This window comes from Marinobacterium profundum (genome assembly GCF_001528745.1).
GTDB lineage: Bacteria > Pseudomonadota > Gammaproteobacteria > Pseudomonadales > Balneatricaceae > Marinobacterium_A > Marinobacterium_A profundum.
Genome location: NZ_BCNS01000117.1, coordinates 1 through 16,895, shown reverse-complemented (window position 1 = coordinate 16,895; position 16,895 = coordinate 1). Strand labels below are relative to the sequence as shown.

Sequence of the window (16,895 nt, the reverse complement as noted above, 5' to 3'; positions counted from 1 at the left end):
ATTCTAAGTTCGGGCGGATATTAATGACGAGCGATGTCGTGATGGATTTTATAGGGGCGCACTGGATCAACCTGCTGGCGCTGGGCTGGTTCCTGCTGTGTTTTCGCGGTTACATGACCTATGCACGTATCAAGGCGCACACCACGCCTTGCCTTGCCAGTGTGATGCACCTGTATCGGCTGGAATGGATGCGACACATGCTGATGCGCGATAACCGTGTGCCCGACACCACCGCTATCGCCAATCTGGAACGCACTGTAGCCTTCTTCGCCTCCACCACCATCCTGATTCTGGCCGGCCTTATGACACTGCTCAATGTGTCCGATGAAGCCATGAACATAGTGCGGGATATTCCCTATGCCTATCCGCTCTCGGCCGGGGAGTGGGAGCTCAAACTGCTGCTGCTGATCCTGCTGTTTGTCTATTCGTTCTTCAAGTTCACCTGGAGCCTGCGCCAGTACGGCTTTGCCTCGGTGATGATTGGTGGTGCACCAGTGCCAAGCGAGTCGCTCAACGAGCAGCGCCTGCAGGCCCACGCCGCCCGCATCGCCGACATGACATCGCTGGCGGCCAACAACTTCAATATTGGCCTGCGTACCTACTATTTCTGCGTCGCTGCACTGGGCTGGTTTATCAACCCCTGGCTGTTTATGTTGCTGTCGGGCACCGTTGTATTCGTGCTTTATAGACGTGAATTTGTCTCCCTGGCACTGCAGACGATGATGATGAGCACCGAAGTCGAGCGCTGAAAGGGCAGGCGTGCGGGCGTTTTGCACAGGCACTTTGCATCCAGGGCTTGAAATTGATTCTGCCGGCCCCATCTCTGGAACACAGGCGAGTTACCTGAAATTGTTGCAGAACCAAGGGCCTATATATTCATGAGTACCGAAACCCAGAAAGAAACTCTCGGATTCCAGACGGAAGTGAAGCAGTTGCTTCATCTGATGATTCACTCCCTGTATTCCAACAAGGAGATCTTCTTGCGCGAGCTGATTTCCAATGCCTCGGATGCGGCGGAAAAACTGCGTTTTGAAGCGCTGTCCAATGCTGATTTGTACGAAAACGACGGTGATCTCAGGATCCGAGTCAGCTTCGACGAAGCCGCCAAGACCATCACCATCGACGACAACGGCATCGGCATGAGCCGCCAGGATGTTATCGATCATCTGGGCACTATCGCCAAGTCCGGCACCTCCGGCTTCCTGTCCCAGATGACCGGCGACCAGAAGAAGGACAGCCAGCTGATCGGTCAGTTCGGTGTGGGCTTCTACTCGGCCTTTATCGTTGCCGACAAGGTCGATGTGTTTAGCCGTCGTGCAGGTCTGGCGGCAGCCGAGGGCGTGCACTGGTCATCCAAAGGCGAGGGTGAATTCAACATTGCCACGCTGGAAAAAGCCAGTCGCGGTACCTCTATCGTACTGCACCTGAAGGAAGAAGAAGGCGAGTTCGCCAATAGCTGGCGTCTGCGTGAACTGGTGCGCAAGTACTCCGATCATATCGCCTTGCCGGTGGTGATGCAGAAAGAAGCGGCTGCGCCTGAAGAGCCGGAGGAAGGTCAGGAACCTGCGCCGGTGGAAGCGCCTCAGGACGAGACGGTCAACAGTGCCACGGCTCTGTGGACGCGCAGCAAGAGCGAAGTGACCGATGAGGAATACTCCGAGTTCTACAAGCATGTGTCCCATGATTTCAACGATCCGTTGAGCTGGTCCCACAGCAAGGTCGAAGGCAGCCTGGAATACAGCTCGCTGCTGTATGTGCCGGAAAAGGCCCCTTACGATCTGTGGAACCGCGAAGCGCCCCGTGGCCTGAAGCTGTATATCCAGCGTGTTTTCATCATGGATCAGGCCGACCAGTTCCTGCCGCTGTACCTGCGTTTTATCAAGGGTGTGGTGGATTCCAGCAACCTGTCGCTGAATATATCCCGCGAGATCCTGCAAAAAGACCCGCATGTCGACAAGCTGCGCGCTGCGCTGAGCAAGCGTGTACTGGACATGCTGACCAAGCTGGCCAAGAACGATACCGACAAGTACCAGGCTTTCTGGAAAGAATTTGGTCAGGTGCTGAAGGAAGGCCCGGCGGAAGATCAGGCCAACCGTGAAAAAGTGCTCAAGCTGCTGCGCTTTTCCTCTACGCACTCCGGCACCAGCGAGCAGAATGTAGGCCTGGATGACTACATTGCCCGCATGCAGGAAGGCCAGAGCAAGATTTACTACGTGGTAGCTGACTCATTCAATGCCGCCAAGAGCAGCCCGCACCTCGAAATCTTCCGCAAGAAGGGTATCGAAGTCCTGCTCATGACCGATCGCATTGACGAGTGGATGATGAGCCACCTGTTCGACTTCGACGGCAAGTCCTTCCAGGACGTCAGCAAGGGCGAACTGGATCTGGGCGAAGTGGAAAACGAGGAAGAGAAAGCCGCTCAGGAAGAAACCGCCAAGGAATTGGAAGGTCTGGTTGGGCGTCTCAAAACTCAGCTGGGTGACCGAGTGTCGGATGTGCGTATCACTCACCGCCTGACCGACTCCCCAGCCTGCGTGGTACTTGGCAGTTACGACATGGGCGCGCAGATGCGTCGCATCATGGAAGCCGCGGGCCAGCCAGTACCTGAAGCCAAGCCGGTATTCGAGGTTAACCCCGTGCACCCGCTGATTCAGAAACTGGATCAGGAAGCGGATGAAGATCGCTTTGGCGAGTTGTCCCTGGTGATCTTTGACCAGGCCGGGCTTGCGGCCGGTGGTCAGCTGGATGATCCAGCCGCTTACGTGGCACGTCTCAACAAGCTGTTGCTTGAGCTGAGTCAGTAAAGCGGTAAGTCGCTAGCAGGGTATATAAAAGCGGCCTTTGGAGGCCGCTTTTTTTATGCTTTATATTCGGTTGCCCTGAGTATCAGAGGCTCATGAGGTCGCGTCTGTGGCATCTGTTGATCGTGGCTGCACAATGCTGGCATTTTGCCATCAGATCGGTGACACTCGGTATTAGTAACATCCGAATCAGTTAAGTCCACTTAGTTAAATTTATTTAGTTAAAGAGCACTCAGTTCACAATGTCCGTTATTCACAAGTCCACGAATGCCAGCCCGACCTTGCCCTGCCGGGGTAAGGCTCGCGCTGTCCTGATGCCCTTGCGGCATCGGGAGGCGGGTGCCATCCCGGAGCTGATGCCGATGCGATCAGACCCCTGATAGACTGCTGGAGTATCCAGGCGGGCCTTCGGGTCCGCCTTTTTTTTGCCCGTAACACGCCAGGCATTTTCGAGCCTAAGGCGCTGTCTGAAATCGACAAGTTGAGAGATCCATATTATGGAACACACCGTACAGGACGAGCAGATGCAGCTGATTATTCAGCGTCTGCACAAATTGCAGCATGACCTGAGCGAAGAAATTACCGGCCTGCGCGAGATGCTGGCGGAGGTGGGGGGCGACCGCGAGCAGTTCGATACCAGCGAGCGCAGCGATGCCCTGCAGCAGCGCAACATGGCCAAGGCCAACGTGATGCTGAGTGAGCGTCGTCTGCACCTGGTGGAAGCGGCGCTGCGGCGCATTGATGAAGGCGACGAGGAGTTTGGATATTGTCGCAGTTGCGATGCCAGCATCCCCTTTGCCCGTCTGAGCGTAAGGCCTGAGTCGCCCTTGTGCCTGAGCTGTCAGCAGCAGCAGGAAGTGCGTTAGGAGTCTGTCTGACGCACTCCCCGGCCAGCGGCCGGGTGGTGCGTTGTGGCTTATGCCCTTGGGCAGTATTCAGGACCGTCGATGTTGTTGTCTGGCGCAGCCGGTATAATGCTGACAAAACAAGACCCGTACCCAGGGGCTTAGACATGACGGGACCCAAGCATGAGCCATGAACTTTCCAACCTGCGCAAATTTGTCGCCCCTGAAATTCTCTTTGGTGCCGGTGCCCGCAAGACGGTCGGCAACTATGCGAGAACCTTTGGCGCGCGCAAGGTACTGCTGGTATCCGATCCCGGTGTACAGAAGGCAGGCTGGGTGGCAGATGTGGAGCAGACACTGCGCGAGGCGCTGATCGACTACGTGGTGTTTACCGATGTATCGCCCAATCCTCGCTCCGAGGAGGTGATGCGCGGCGCGGCCCTGTATGCGAGTGAGGGTTGCAACCTTATAGTAGCGGTGGGTGGTGGCAGTCCGATGGATTGCGCCAAGGGCATTGGTATTGTCAGCAGCCACGGCCGCCATATTCTGGAATTCGAGGGGGTCGATACGCTGACGGTGCCGATTCCGCCACTGATCCTGATTCCCACGACCTCAGGCACCTCCGCCGATGTCTCCCAGTTCGCCATCATCAATGACGAATTTGAACGGGTGAAAATCTCCATCGTCAGCAAATCCGTGGTACCGGACGTTTCGCTGATTGATCCCGAAACCACCATGACCATGGATCCCTTCCTGACCGCCTGCACTGGTGTGGATGCACTGGTGCACGCCATAGAGGCCTTTGTCTCTACCGGCTCGGGTCCCATGACCGATATGCATGCACTGGATGCCATTCGCCTGATCAATGGCAACCTGGCGGATCTGATCCGCCACCCCGATGACCTTCGGCTGCGCGAGCAGGTGATGCTGGGCAGCATGAAGGCAGGGCTGGCATTCTCTAATGCTATTTTGGGCGCTGTGCATGCCATGTCCCACAGTCTGGGTGGCTATCTGGATCTGCCCCATGGGCTCTGCAACGCCATGTTGCTGGAGCATGTGATCGATTTCAATTACCGTGAAACACCGGACAAATTCAAGGTCATCGCCGACACCCTGGGTGTGGATGTGCGCGGCATGAACAGCAGTGAGATCCGCAAGCGCCTGATGCAGCGTGTCATAGGACTCAAGCAGGAAGTGGGGCTCAAAGAGTCGCTTGGCGTCTTTGGGGTAAACCTGAGCGATATACCCTCGCTGTCGAAAAATGCCATCAAGGATCCCTGCATTCTGACGAATCCGCGCAAGTCGTCGCGGCGGGATGTAGAGGTCATTTATGAAGAAGCGCTCTGATGCGAATAGTGCCTCTGAGCAGAATCCGGCCACCTTCGAAGATCTGATCGGCCTTGGCAGTCAGTCGGCGCGCAAGAGTTACTACCCTGAACTCGAGCGCAAGATGCACGAGCTGGAGCAGGAGCGTAATCGCTACAAGTGGCTGTTCGAGAACGCCCTGCATGGGATTTTTCGCGCCGACATGACCGGTGGCGTGCTGGCGGCGAACCCTGCCATAGCCAGCCTCTGCGGTTATGATTCGCCCGCGCAGGTGATCGATCAGGTGCGCGATTTAGCTACCGAGTTGTTTGTTGATCCGGGGGAGCTGGTGGCGATACGCCAGATGCTGCTCGCCAGTCAGCGGCTTATCGGCTACGAAACCCGGCTGCGTTGCCGCAATGGTGGCACCGTGGATGTGGCCATGAATATCCTCCTCAAACAGGTTGATGGCGGCGAAATTATCGAAGCCTTCGTGGCTGACTACACCGAGCGCAAACGTGCCCGTGAGCGGCTGCAGCAGCTTAATGCCGAGCTTGAGCAGCGGGTCGCCGAGCGTACCGAAGAGTTACTCGAGCTGAACGAACAATTGCGTCTGGCCCGCGATGCCGCCCATGAAGCCAACAAGAGCAAGGACAAGTATCTGGCGGCGGCCAGTCATGATTTGCTGCAGCCCATGAATGCGGCGCGCCTGCTGGTATCCACGTTGCGCGAACGCGCGCTCGAAGGCCAGGACGGTTATCTGATTGAGCGCGTGCACCTGGCGCTGGAAGGGGCTGAGGATCTGCTGACCGACTTGCTGGATATCTCCAGGCTTGACCAGAATGCGGTGCGACCGGACCTGGCCGAATTTTCCCTGCACTCAATCCTGCAGCCGCTGGCGGCTGAGCTACAACCCGTGGCCGCCAGCGAAGGGCTGCAGCTGCGGCTGGCGCCCAGCACCCTGAGTATTCGCAGCGACAGCCGCCTGCTGACGCGTATTCTGCGCAATTTTCTCAGTAACGCCCTGCGCTATACCGAGCGCGGTACTGTGTTGCTGGGGGTGCGCAACCGCGGTGACCGGGTCAGCATTCAGGTGTGGGATAGCGGTGCTGGTATTGCTGACTCCAAACTCGAGGACATTTTCTGCGAATTTCACCAGCTGCCCGACCACCATGCCGGTGAGCGTCGCGGTGTGGGCCTTGGGCTGGCGATTGTGGATCGTATCGCTCGGGTGCTGGAGCATCGGGTTGAGGTCCGCTCCAGTCTTGGCAAGGGTTCAATGTTCGCCATTGAAGTGCCGCGGGTGCTGGGGCAGGTTGCGGCCGTAATGCCCGAGTCGCTGAGTGCGCCACTGGATAGCCTGGCAGGCACGCGGGTGCTGGTGGTGGATAACGACGAGGGCGTGCTGCTGAGCATGTGTGCGCTGCTGGAACAGTGGGGCTGCGAGCTCAGTGTGGCGCGCGATTGCGAGGCTGCGCTGGCGCTCTGTCGGCAGAATGGCGAAGAGGGCCGGGAGGCGGCCCCGCAGTTACTGCTGGCAGATTATCATCTGGATCTGGGTCGTACCGGGATTGAGGTGGTGCAGGCGCTGCGCCAGAAATTGGGTGCTGATTTTCCGGCCGCCATGATTACGGCCGATCGCTCGGCCGATACTCTGCAACTGTTCCGTGAGCAGGGCCTCCCGGTACTGCCAAAGCCAGTGCGGCCAGGCAAATTGCGGGCACTGCTGACCCATCTGCTGCAACAGGCCGAAAGGCCCCGCTAAAAAATTCTGTCTGCTCAGGCAACCCGGTCAATTTCCTGCAGCATCTGCTGCACTTCAATGCCCACCTGTTGCAGGGCTTTATCCTGTGCAGCAGAGGGCTTGTCCGAAAAATTCAGTCGCATGCAGTTGCGGTACTTGCCTGTGGCCGAGAACAGCACCCCGGGACCTATGCGGATGCCGTTGGGCTGCAGTCGGTTGTTCAGCTGCAGGGTGTCGATATCCCCCGGCAGCTCGATCCAGAGCAGAAAACCGCCCTGGGGGTAGCTGATCCGCGTACCGGCGGGGAAGTAGCGCTCCACAGTGGTAATCATCTGGTCACGTCCATTCAGGTATTGTGCCCGCATGCGCCTCAGGTGGCGCTCATAGCCACCCTTCTCGATAAACTCCGCCACCGCCAGCTGTGGCAGGGTTGAGCTGGCGGCGGTGCCAACATACTTCATGTGCATGACCTGATCCCGGTAACGTCCGGGTGCCGCCCATCCCACGCGCAAACCCGGAGCCAGTACCTTGGAAAAGGAACTGCACAGCAGTACCCGGTCATCGATATCAAACGACTTGATAGAGCGCGGGCGTGGAAACTGAAAGCTCAGATCACCGTAAATATCATCCTCGATAATAGCGACGTCAAAACGCTGGGCCAGACTTACCAGCTGACGTTTGCGCGCCTCTGGCATGGTGTAGCCCAGCGGGTTATTGCAGGTGGGTGTCACCTGGATGGCGCGGATAGGCCATTGTTCCAGTGCCAGCTCCAGCGCTTCAAGACTGATGCCAGTGACGGGGTCTGTGGGGATTTCCAGAGCCTTGAGGCCAAAAGCCTTGATTGCCTGCATGGAGCCAAAGAAGCTGGGCGAATCCACCGCCACCACATCGCCGGGCTGGGTGACGGCGCGAATGCTGGCCGAGAGTGCTTCCTGGCAGCCGGTGGTAATGACGATGTCATCGGGATGCAGCTTGCAGCCGGCATCGATACTCAGGCGTGCGACCTGCTGGCGCAATTCTGGCGATCCCTGCAGGCTGTCGTAGGCGAAGCCGCGCAGACTGTCACCGCGTTTGCCCTCGGACAGGGCTCGCTGCAGCGGCTTGAGTGTCGTGGCGGTGATATCCGGCATGCCGCGCCCGAGTGACAGCACGCCCGGTGTTTCGCCAGAGCAGAGCAAGTCCAGTACATGTTCCCAGTGGGAGACTTCCAGCGGGCGCTGTGCCGGTCGGCTGATATCCGGCAACTGTGGCGTGGCGGGTCGCAGGCGCACATAGTAGCCGGACTTGGGCTTGGGCCTGGCCAGGCCCTGATCCTCCAGCAGCCGATAGGCTTCCTGCACGGTGGCAACGCTAACCCCGTGCTCCCGGCTCAGGGCGCGAATGGAGGGCAGCCGGTCGCCGCAGCGATAAAAGCCCTGTTCGATGCGTGATGTCAGCTCAGACGCAACCTGCTCATAGAGTTTCATTACAGATCCTGTGTGCTTATAAAATATCAGTACAGATGCAAATAAAATTAGCAGTACAGTCGTAATTTCTCAATATCTGTAATGGATAAATAATAATTTTTTGAATCTGTAATGGTTCTCGGCCTTTCGTTACTCTGTACAACATCAACAACGGGAGGACGAAACCATGTTAAGCATTGAACTGTTCCACCGCATATGGAAAGCCCTGCGCCTTGCACTGCAACGCTATCATTCGCGCCGCCAGCTGCTGGGTTTGGACGACAGAAGTCTCAAGGATATAGGCGTCAGCCGGGCTGACGCTTACCTGGAAGGGCACAAACGCTTCTGGGAAAAGTGACAGCCAACACAGGGCTCTGTCCTGCCAGGTTAGAGCCCTGGAACTGAACGAATCAACGAGTACCGGCCATTCAAAGAGGGCAGATAGAGATGCAAGAGCTGAATTTCCATACCCTGGATGTGTTTACCGACACGCCCTTTAGTGGCAACCCGCTGGCGGTTTTTACCGATGCCGCCGAACTGCCGACAGCCTTGATGCAGCAGATTGCCCGCGAACTGAATCTGTCTGAAACAGTGTTCGTGGGGCCGGCGATGGCGGGAAATCGCTTTAACACGCGCATTTTTACACCGGGCGGGGAAATTCCCTTTGCCGGCCACCCGACTATAGGCACGGCCTTATTGTTATCGCAGCTTGGGCTGCTAGCGCCGGATCAGTCAGACACACTGGTGCTAGAACAGCGTGTGGGGCCGGTGCGGGTGCAGATCGAAACGACAGAGTCTGGGACAGTGGCGCGCCTGCGTACCGCCACACTGCCGGAAATCTCGACCAGTACCCTGAGCCGGGATGAGGCCGCGGTGATGATCGGCTTGCAGCCTGAGCAACTGGTGGCGGACCCGGTGATTGCCAGCTGCGGTTTGCCGTTTCAGCTGCTGCAGGTTCGGGACCTGGCGGCGCTGGGGCAGGCGGCGCTGGATTTGACGCACTGGCGTCGGTTACTGGGTGCTGGGTCTGTCTCCAATCTGTACTGCTTTGCTCTGCTAGAGGATGCCGGGCAGGTGCGTGCGCGCATGTTCGATCCCGCCAACAATATTCCGGAAGACCCGGCTACCGGATCTGCCGCCGCGGCACTGGCGGGCTATCTTGCGGTGAAGGCTGCGACCCCTGGCACACATCGGCTGCGGATTGAGCAGGGCATAGAGATGGGGCGGGCGAGCCTGATCGTGACACGGGTTGAGATGGGGGCGACGGGCCCCGAGGCCGTATTCGTCGAAGGCCAGGCGCGGCGTATCAGCGCGGGGCATTTCCTGCTGGATTAAATCCTGGGCGGGCACTATGCCTGTCTGTGATCTGGTGCCGTTCGCATTGAACAATGAAATAAGCTCCGAAACTCGCTATGCTTTTAGCCTTGCGCGAAGAATAATAACGGCAGTAGGAGCGCTTATGTTTCAGGAATTTCGCCATTTACGAGTGCAGGCGGCGTCGGACGTCGACCACTTGCTATCGCCCACTCAGGTCTGTCCGCAATCCACCCTGCGTAGTCCTGCGCTGGAAGTCATGACCGATTTTGTCGAGACCACTCCGGTTACTGTGCCGCTGCAGATGAGTGTCGACGAGGCGCTGGACTGGATGAAAAGCCAGCATGTGCGCATGCTGTTTGTCGTCAATGACAAGAACCAGTTCGCCGGTGTGATTACCGCTCGGGATATCGCAGGCTCAAGCGCCATGGTGTATGCGCAGCAGCATGGTATTGCCCGCTCGGAGGTGCAGGTGTGCCACATTATGCTGGGCAAGGCGAATATTCGTGGCCTGACGTTCGACCAGGTAGCCAATGCCACCATCGGTGATCTTATGCTCACCATGCAGGGGTCGGGCGACCAGCACGTTGTGGTGATTGATGAGGGTTATGCCGGTGTCAGACGGGTGCGGGGGGTTATATCAGCCAGCGATATTTCGCGTTTGCTCAAGGTTAGTTTTGAAGTCATGTACGAAGCCAAGACATTCGCCGAGATTGAGAAAATCGTCGCTCAGGGTGGGGAGCTCTGAGGGACCGGCTGCTTTTTCAATCGGCGGCGAAAATGTTTGCGCCCTGATGTCATTGCTCTATACTCCGCGAAAATTCAGAAAAGAACCCGCGCTGATGCCATCACTGCGGGTTCTTTTTTATGGGCCCATGACGCCGGCAGCATCCGATCTGCTCGCAGGTGAAGTCTGAGGCCCCAACCACCGCATATTAAGAGGTGCTGCGCCTGATGAAGCTGCCAGAACATATCAGTCCCGAACAGTGGCAACGTGCAAAGGCGATTGCCGATTGCCGGGAGACTCCTTGCCTGGTGATTGATCTGGACAATATCCGCCAGAAATATACGCAGCTGGAGCAGGGTTTCGACTACGCCCGGGTGTTTTATGCGGTGAAGGCGAATCCGGCGGATGAAGTCATTGCGCTGCTGGCGCAGCTGGGCTCGAACTTCGATATTGCCTCGATCTATGAGCTGGACAAGGTCATGAAGCACGGCGTGGATCCTTCGCGCATGAGCTTTGGCAATACCATCAAGAAAGCCCGCGATATTCGTTATTTCCACGACAAGGGTGTACGGCTGTTTGCGACGGACTCCGAAGCTGACCTGCGCAATATAGCGGCGCAGGCGCCGGGTTCGAGGGTCTATATCCGGGTGCTGACCGAAGGCTCCGAGGGCGCCGACTGGCCGTTGTCACGCAAGTTTGGCTGCAACCCGGAGATGGCGGTGGAGCTGGCGGTGCTGGCGCGGGATCTTGGACTGGTGCCCTGGGGCCTGTCTTTCCACGTAGGTTCGCAACAGCGTGATATTGATGTCTGGGATGGCGCCATCGCCAAGGTCAAGGTAATCTTTGAACGCCTGCTGGCGGAATACGGCATTGGCTTGAAAATGATCAACATGGGTGGCGGTTTTCCGGCCAGCTATCTGCACAAGGCCAACGAGTTTGCGATCTATGTGCAGGAAATTACGCGTTTCTTGAAAGAAGACTTCGGTGATGATGTGCCCGAGATCATTCTGGAGCCCGGGCGCTCTCTCGTGGGCGATGCCGGTATTCTGGTGTCTGAAGTGGTGCTGATCTCGCGCAAGTCCGCCACGGCGCTGGAGCGCTGGGTGTTTACCGATGTCGGCAAGTTCAACGGCCTTATAGAAACGCTGGACGAGGCCATCAAGTATCCACTGGCCAGTGAGCGTGATGACGACCCCGGGGCTGAATTCGAAGAAGTTATACTGGCGGGGCCCACCTGCGATAGCGTGGATATCATGTACGAAAGCTACCGCTACAAGCTGCCGTTGTCGCTGGAAATGGGGGATAGGCTTTACTGGTTCTCCACCGGGGCTTACACCACCAGTTACAGTTCGGTCGAGTTCAATGGCTTTCCGCCACTCAAGTATTACGTCGTCTAACGTCGGGTTCGAATTCAACAGCTGAAAAAAAAGGGTGCCATTATCAGGCACCCTTTTTGCGTTTTGCCGGATCAGGCTTCCAGGCGGATGATATCCGGGTGCCCGGTCAGGGTATCGATTAGCCGTTGCATTTGGGCATCGGTACCGATGCTGATGCGCAGGTGGTTGTCGATCAGTGGGCGGCTAAAATGACGCACCAGCAAGCCGTTGGCACGCAGGTAGCCCATCAGTTCCGCCCCTTCCAGATAACGGTGGTGGGCGAAAACAAAGTTGGTGCATGACGGCAGCACGACAAACCCCAGTGCCTGGAGTTCGTTACAGGTCCATTCCCGAGTGGCGATGATGCGATCGGTGGTGCTGCGAAAGTACTCTTCATCTTCTATCGCGGCGACACCTGCACTAATGGCAAGCATGTCCAGCGGGTAGGAATTAAAGCTGTTCTTGACCCGTTCCAGCCCGTCAATAAGATCCGGATGCCCGATGGCAAAGCCAATGCGCAGTCCTGCCAGCGAGCGTGATTTCGAGAAGGTCTGCACCACGAGCAAGTTGTCGTAGCGCTGTGTCAGGGCGATGGCACTCTGGGCGCCGAAATCAACGTAGGCTTCATCCACCACTACTACGGATTCGGTGTTGCGCGCCAGCAGGCGTTCGATTTCGTCGAGCTCGAGCGTGCGGCCTGTGGGGGCGTTGGGGTTGGCGAAGATAATGCCGCCATTGGTCTGGCTGTAGTCATCCAGGCAGATGCTGAAGTCGGCCTGCAAAGGTACTTCGCTGTACTGAATGTCGTACAGATTGCAGTAGACATCGTAAAAGCTGTAGCTGATGTTGGGCATCAGCAGCGGTGCCTTTTGGCGGAAGAACGCCATAAAGGTATGCGCCAGTACTTCATCGGAGCCATTGCCGACAAAGACGTTGTCCCGGGTCACGCCGTGGTAATCCGCCAGCGCCTGTTTTAGCGCCCGGGCATCGGGGTCCGGATAAAGCCGAAGCCGCGCGAGATCGAAATCCTGCAGTGTCTGCATGACCAGTGGCGAGGGGGGATAGGGGTTTTCATTGGTATTCAGTTTGACGATCTGCTGCTCTTTCGGCTGCTCGCCTGGTACATAGGGAACCAGGTGCTGGATCGCTTCACTCCAGAATTTGCTCATTGCGGTGCTTTCACAGGATGGGTTGAGAGGGCGCCAAGGCGATACAAAAGAATGGCGCCTAGCATAGCAGCATTCTCGGACAGCCTCCTAGAGGCGGGCTAAAAGCTCTGTGTTCAGGCTCTGGAGTTGTTGCGATAAATCCAGGCGTTTCAGGAAGCGAATCGGCATGGCGGCGCCGTAAAGTCAGCCGACGTCCCACAGGCACCGGGGGCGCCGGCTGAGGATTGGGCCAGGCATGCCCTGTACCCAGGGCAGAGCTGATCCGTCTTAGTAGATCCACAGGACAGATAAAAGTTCAGTGTCAGATGCACGGTACAGGCGTTTTGTTGTGAGGCTCAGACGTGGCTATCGCTGCGATATGCATGGTGTCGAGGTTTTGCGCCATTTTGGTATAATGCGGCGCCTGTTTAACTCTGCTCCGGGCTTACGCCCCGGATCGCACGATGGAAAAGATATGACTCAGATAGTTGTTTGTGCGCTGTACAAGTTCGCGACTCTGGAGGACTTCGAGTCCATGCGCCAGCCTCTGCACGATCTAATGGAGGCGCAGGGGGTGCGTGGCACTCTGCTGTTGGCCCGCGAAGGCGTCAATGGCACTGTGGCCGGTTCCCGAGAGGGGATTGATAGCCTGCTGGCCTGGTTGCGCGCCGATATGCGCCTGGCGGACCTCTCTCACAAGGAGTCCTACAGCGACGATATGCCGTTTTACCGTACCAAGGTGAAACTGAAAAAAGAGATCGTCACCATGGGCGTCGAGGGTATAGATCCGCGCCAGATTGTGGGCACCTATGTAAAACCCACTGACTGGAACAGTCTGATTGCGGATCCAGATGTTGTCGTGATTGATACCCGTAATGACTACGAGGTACAGATTGGCACCTTTGAGCGTGCGCTGAACCCCTTGACCAAGACGTTTCGAGAGTTCCCGGATTTCGTGAAGCAAAATCTGGATCCTGCCAAACATCCGAAGGTTGCGATGTTCTGTACGGGTGGCATTCGCTGCGAAAAATCCACCGCCTACCTGAAGGAACAGGGTTTTGGCGAGGTGTACCATCTGGAAGGCGGTATCCTCAAATACTTGGAGGAAGTGCCGCAGGAAGAGTCTCTGTGGCGCGGCGAGTGTTTCGTGTTTGATAACCGTGTCACCGTCAATCACGCGCTGGAACGCGGCAGTTTTGAGCAGTGTCATGCCTGCCGTCTGCCGATTACCGAGGCGGACATGAGCAGTGAGAAGTATATGGCTGGTGTTAGCTGTCCGCACTGCTTTGATGAACTGTCGGATGAGCAACGCGCGCGTTATGCACAGCGTGAACTGCAGGTCAGGCTGGCCGAGCAGCGCGGTGAAGTCCATTTGGGGGCCGATGCCGCCAAGGCCATCAAGAAGCGCAAGGATGAGAAAAAAGCACTGCGCGAACGCCAGGCACAAGGGCCTGCTTCCTGAGGCGCACTGAGGCCTCAGAGAATTTCCGTACCGCAGCGCAGTGGTGCGCCGCCCTTGTTTTCTCCGCTTGCCACTTCGGACATGCCCGCCATTGGTGGGCTCTAGCAGCCTGTCGGACTTACCACTGATCTACTGCGGAAAAGCCGATTTTGGTTGTTTTTCGTCCTCTTTTTTACTCGTCGCAGGCTCCTCGGTCTGCGACCCCGCTAAAGCGGTTCTTTCCACTTCGTTTCAAGTGTTAAATAGAACCACGCAGTAGGTTGAGTATTGTCGGACAGGCTTCTAGCAGCCTGTCGGATTTACCACTGATCTACTGCGGAAAAACCGATTTTGGTCATTTTTCGTCCTCTTTTTTTGTTAAATAGAACCACTATTTGCCTCAAAAGAGCTCAAAAACTGCCTCAAAACGGACTTTCCCTCGCGACGATCGGCCAAGTCCGACAGGCTGCTAGGACCTCATTACAGAATGGCTTTGCTGCTTGCGGTATGGTGCACAAGCAGCTTTAGATATTTACTGTCTTTAAAAAGAGACATTCGTGTTGTGGCGAGTGCGCGTACTCCTTACAATGAATTCTTCGCGTTGCTCCCACATACGAAGGGGATTCTTTGCGGTTGGATAATCACAAGTATTTGAACAAGCGTCGCTGGCTACGGGAATTTTTGCTTAGTTGCCTGATATTGCTGATGATTTTTTATGTCGTTAGCTGGCTGGACCTGAGTGAGAGGCTGTATGCCTTTAGTCGTGACTATGAAGTTATCGACCTCGATGACATGCTCTTCTCGATGGGGCTTTTTCTGCCGATCTATATCGGAATTTTCGCGGTTCGCCGTTTTGGTGAGCTGACCATTCTGGTACGCGAAAGCTCAACCGACAGTCTGACCGGATTGATCAACCATCGTCGTGTACAGGTGTTACTGACGCAGGAGATCAGCCGGGCGCAGCGTTTTCAGCGTCCACTGTCGGTGATTCTGTTTGATATCGACAACTTCAAACAGGTAAATGATAACCACGGGCATCCCGTTGGGGATGCAGTGCTGCGCCAGGTGGCATCATTGATGTCTTCTGCAGTACGCGAAGTGGACTTCCTGGCCCGCACCGGTGGAGAGGAGTTCATGCTGATCGCCACCGAGACCGATGGCGTTCTGGCGAGGGAGATGGCGGAGCGGTTGCGTCAGATCCTCTGCGGGGCGGATTTTGGGATAGGCCGCCCGGTTACCGCCAGTTTTGGTGTGTCACAGTTGCGTAGCAAGGAAAGGGCTAGCGTCTTGTTGCAACGTGCGGATGAGCGTTTGTACTGGTCCAAACGGGAAGGTCGCAACCGTGTCAGTGGCCTAGCAGCAGGCCCGGAAGACCTGGACAACAACTGACAGCGAAGTCTGCCGAACCCGACAGACCCGCCGCCGGATGTTTATTCCTGTTCCAGCGCTTCACGAATAGTCTGAATCACGCGTGTCGGCAAGCGGCGCAGCGTAAGCGTCTGTCCCTGTTCGTCAAACAGAATGTCCCGATCCGAACCCTGGGCCCCCAGGGAACGGCGGGTAAAGTCCAGTTGCCAGTTGTCCGATTTGGTTTTGACCTTGCTCAGAGCTTTCAGGGTCGCGCGGTGTGGCTGAAATTCCTGGCTGACCTGGTAAGGCTCGGTATTGGCAAATTCGCCGAAGGTTGTCCCCGGTGCCGGATCTTCACTGGGCGGGATATAGGCATCGAACAGTCGTTCCACTTCATTTAGCGACGCATGGCGCTGCTCGCCGCGCTGTTGCTCCAGATAGCTAACGACGTCTTCCACGACTTCATCCTTGCGTTCGTGCAGCGCATTCTGATTGCAGAAATCACGGGTTGCACGAATCAGCTCGCGGGTGCTCTGGCTCGCAGGAATAGCTTGGCTGCAGCCCAGGGCGCCGGGGAAGTCCTGCCCAATGCTGCCATTGCGCTTGCCCGGAACGAAGCTGAGGTAACTGTCCTGGCTGCGGCCAAGGCGGGTGAGGTTGATGCGCAGGGCCTGTACCAGGCGCTCAGCTGCCAGCACCTGGGTCTGTATGGGCTGCAGGTTCGCGTCCAGGCTCAGACGGGTCTCGTGTTCCACCAGGGCGAGTAGCAGGTAGTGATAACGATCACTCTGATACAACAGGAAGATAACCTGACTGTCACAGGCGTCAGCTGGCTGGTCGGGTTCTGCGCTTTGCAGCAAGGCCGCCAGGCTGGCATCGGCCAGGGCTTCGAGGTCTGCGTCACTGGCACTGTCACCGGCCATTGGCAGCAATGCGGTTGCGAAGGGGTGCTCGCAGAGGGCGTCGTCGCTGAAGGCGCCGTGGGTCAGGGCTGAGCGGCGGCCAAAACCGCCGGTAACGGCTTCAAACAGTTGCTGTACCAGCGGTGCCTGCGGATCAAGCGCAGTCAGTTCGCCCGCGGCGCGGGTCAGTGATCGGATGGCGACTTTCTGTAATTCCATGGGAGTTCCAGCTGGGCTTCAGACCGGGGGATTTTACGATAAACAGAGCCCTGGGGGCGAGCCGGATTCGGCAATAGCACAGGATGGATGTTGTATGGCACCCAGACAACAAGATGCACGGGAACTGATCGCGGAGGGGAAATGACTCGCTGGAGAAAGACCTCGGCCTTATTGATCAGACAACTCCCGTGCCCAACAAGCATAGTCGAAACAACGCCTGGACGGCTAGGAGGCTGTCCGACAATACTCAACCTACTGCGAGCCACCTGAGTTTGGCT

General features: G+C 57.0%; 14 protein-coding genes. 11 read left to right on the top strand and 3 right to left on the bottom strand.

Going from position 1 to position 16,895, the window contains the following annotated elements; genetic code table 11:
• Positions 1–23 precede the first annotated feature (23 nt).
• The 5 genes from MPRO_RS12365 (at position 24) to MPRO_RS12345 (ending at position 6,716) form a co-directional block, all read left to right on the top strand.
• A complete protein-coding gene (locus MPRO_RS12365) occupies positions 24–749 on the top strand; it encodes a DUF599 domain-containing protein (RefSeq protein ID WP_216821300.1) in 726 nt (241 codons plus the stop codon).
• Positions 750–878: 129 nt separating this feature from the next.
• Entirely contained in the window at positions 879–2,804 is a 1,926-nt protein-coding gene (gene htpG, locus MPRO_RS12360; RefSeq protein WP_067292718.1) for a molecular chaperone HtpG, read from the top strand.
• 494 nt (positions 2,805–3,298) lie between these two features.
• Positions 3,299–3,667, top strand: coding sequence for a TraR/DksA family transcriptional regulator (locus MPRO_RS12355; protein ID WP_067292715.1), 369 nt, complete (start codon positions 3,299–3,301; stop codon positions 3,665–3,667).
• 162 nt (positions 3,668–3,829) lie between these two features.
• Positions 3,830–4,993: an alcohol dehydrogenase-like regulatory protein ErcA gene (ercA, locus tag MPRO_RS12350; RefSeq protein WP_067292712.1), complete on the top strand. Its 1,164-nt coding sequence runs from the start codon at positions 3,830–3,832 to the stop codon at positions 4,991–4,993.
• Entirely contained in the window at positions 4,977–6,716 is a 1,740-nt protein-coding gene (locus MPRO_RS12345; protein ID WP_067292708.1) for a hybrid sensor histidine kinase/response regulator, read from the top strand. The genes ercA and MPRO_RS12345 overlap by 17 nt, the downstream gene beginning before the upstream one ends.
• A gap of 14 nt (positions 6,717–6,730) precedes the next feature.
• On the opposite strand, the gene MPRO_RS12340 is transcribed toward MPRO_RS12345, so the two are convergent.
• On the bottom strand, positions 6,731–8,161 hold the full coding sequence (locus MPRO_RS12340) for an aminotransferase-like domain-containing protein (RefSeq protein WP_067292705.1): 1,431 nt from the start codon (positions 8,159–8,161) through the stop codon (positions 6,731–6,733).
• Between the two features lie 166 nt (positions 8,162–8,327).
• On the opposite strand from MPRO_RS12340, the gene MPRO_RS25075 reads away from it, so the two are divergent.
• The 4 genes from MPRO_RS25075 (at position 8,328) to MPRO_RS12325 (ending at position 11,578) form a co-directional block, all read left to right on the top strand.
• Positions 8,328–8,498 carry a DUF1127 domain-containing protein gene (locus MPRO_RS25075; protein WP_082708715.1) on the top strand — a complete coding sequence of 57 codons (171 nt, stop codon included), beginning with the start codon at positions 8,328–8,330 and terminating at the stop codon, positions 8,496–8,498.
• Between the two features lie 89 nt (positions 8,499–8,587).
• Positions 8,588–9,475 carry a PhzF family phenazine biosynthesis protein gene (locus MPRO_RS12335; protein ID WP_067292702.1) on the top strand — a complete coding sequence of 296 codons (888 nt, stop codon included), beginning with the start codon at positions 8,588–8,590 and terminating at the stop codon, positions 9,473–9,475.
• A 124-nt stretch (positions 9,476–9,599) separates the two neighbouring features.
• Positions 9,600–10,202 carry a CBS domain-containing protein gene (locus MPRO_RS12330; RefSeq protein WP_067292699.1) on the top strand — a complete coding sequence of 201 codons (603 nt, stop codon included), beginning with the start codon at positions 9,600–9,602 and terminating at the stop codon, positions 10,200–10,202.
• A 206-nt stretch (positions 10,203–10,408) separates the two neighbouring features.
• Positions 10,409–11,578, top strand: coding sequence for a type III PLP-dependent enzyme (locus MPRO_RS12325; RefSeq protein ID WP_067292769.1), 1,170 nt, complete (start codon positions 10,409–10,411; stop codon positions 11,576–11,578).
• Between the two features lie 71 nt (positions 11,579–11,649).
• On the opposite strand, the gene hisC is transcribed toward MPRO_RS12325, so the two are convergent.
• The gene (hisC, locus tag MPRO_RS12320) at positions 11,650–12,726 is read right to left on the bottom strand and encodes a histidinol-phosphate transaminase (protein ID WP_067292695.1); all 1,077 of its coding nucleotides are present in this window, start codon (positions 12,724–12,726) and stop codon (positions 11,650–11,652) included.
• Positions 12,727–13,180: 454 nt separating this feature from the next.
• Between hisC and trhO the strand changes: the two genes are divergently transcribed.
• Complete coding sequence (trhO, locus tag MPRO_RS12315; RefSeq protein WP_067292692.1) at positions 13,181–14,167, top strand: oxygen-dependent tRNA uridine(34) hydroxylase TrhO; 987 nt, start codon at positions 13,181–13,183, stop codon at positions 14,165–14,167.
• Between the two features lie 612 nt (positions 14,168–14,779).
• Positions 14,780–15,535: a GGDEF domain-containing protein gene (locus tag MPRO_RS12310; RefSeq protein WP_158651808.1), complete on the top strand. Its 756-nt coding sequence runs from the start codon at positions 14,780–14,782 to the stop codon at positions 15,533–15,535.
• A gap of 41 nt (positions 15,536–15,576) precedes the next feature.
• Here the strand turns inward: MPRO_RS12310 and MPRO_RS12305 are convergent, their stop codons facing one another.
• Positions 15,577–16,617, bottom strand: coding sequence for a nucleoid-associated protein (locus MPRO_RS12305; protein WP_067292686.1), 1,041 nt, complete (start codon positions 16,615–16,617; stop codon positions 15,577–15,579).
• Positions 16,618–16,895 lie beyond the last annotated feature (278 nt).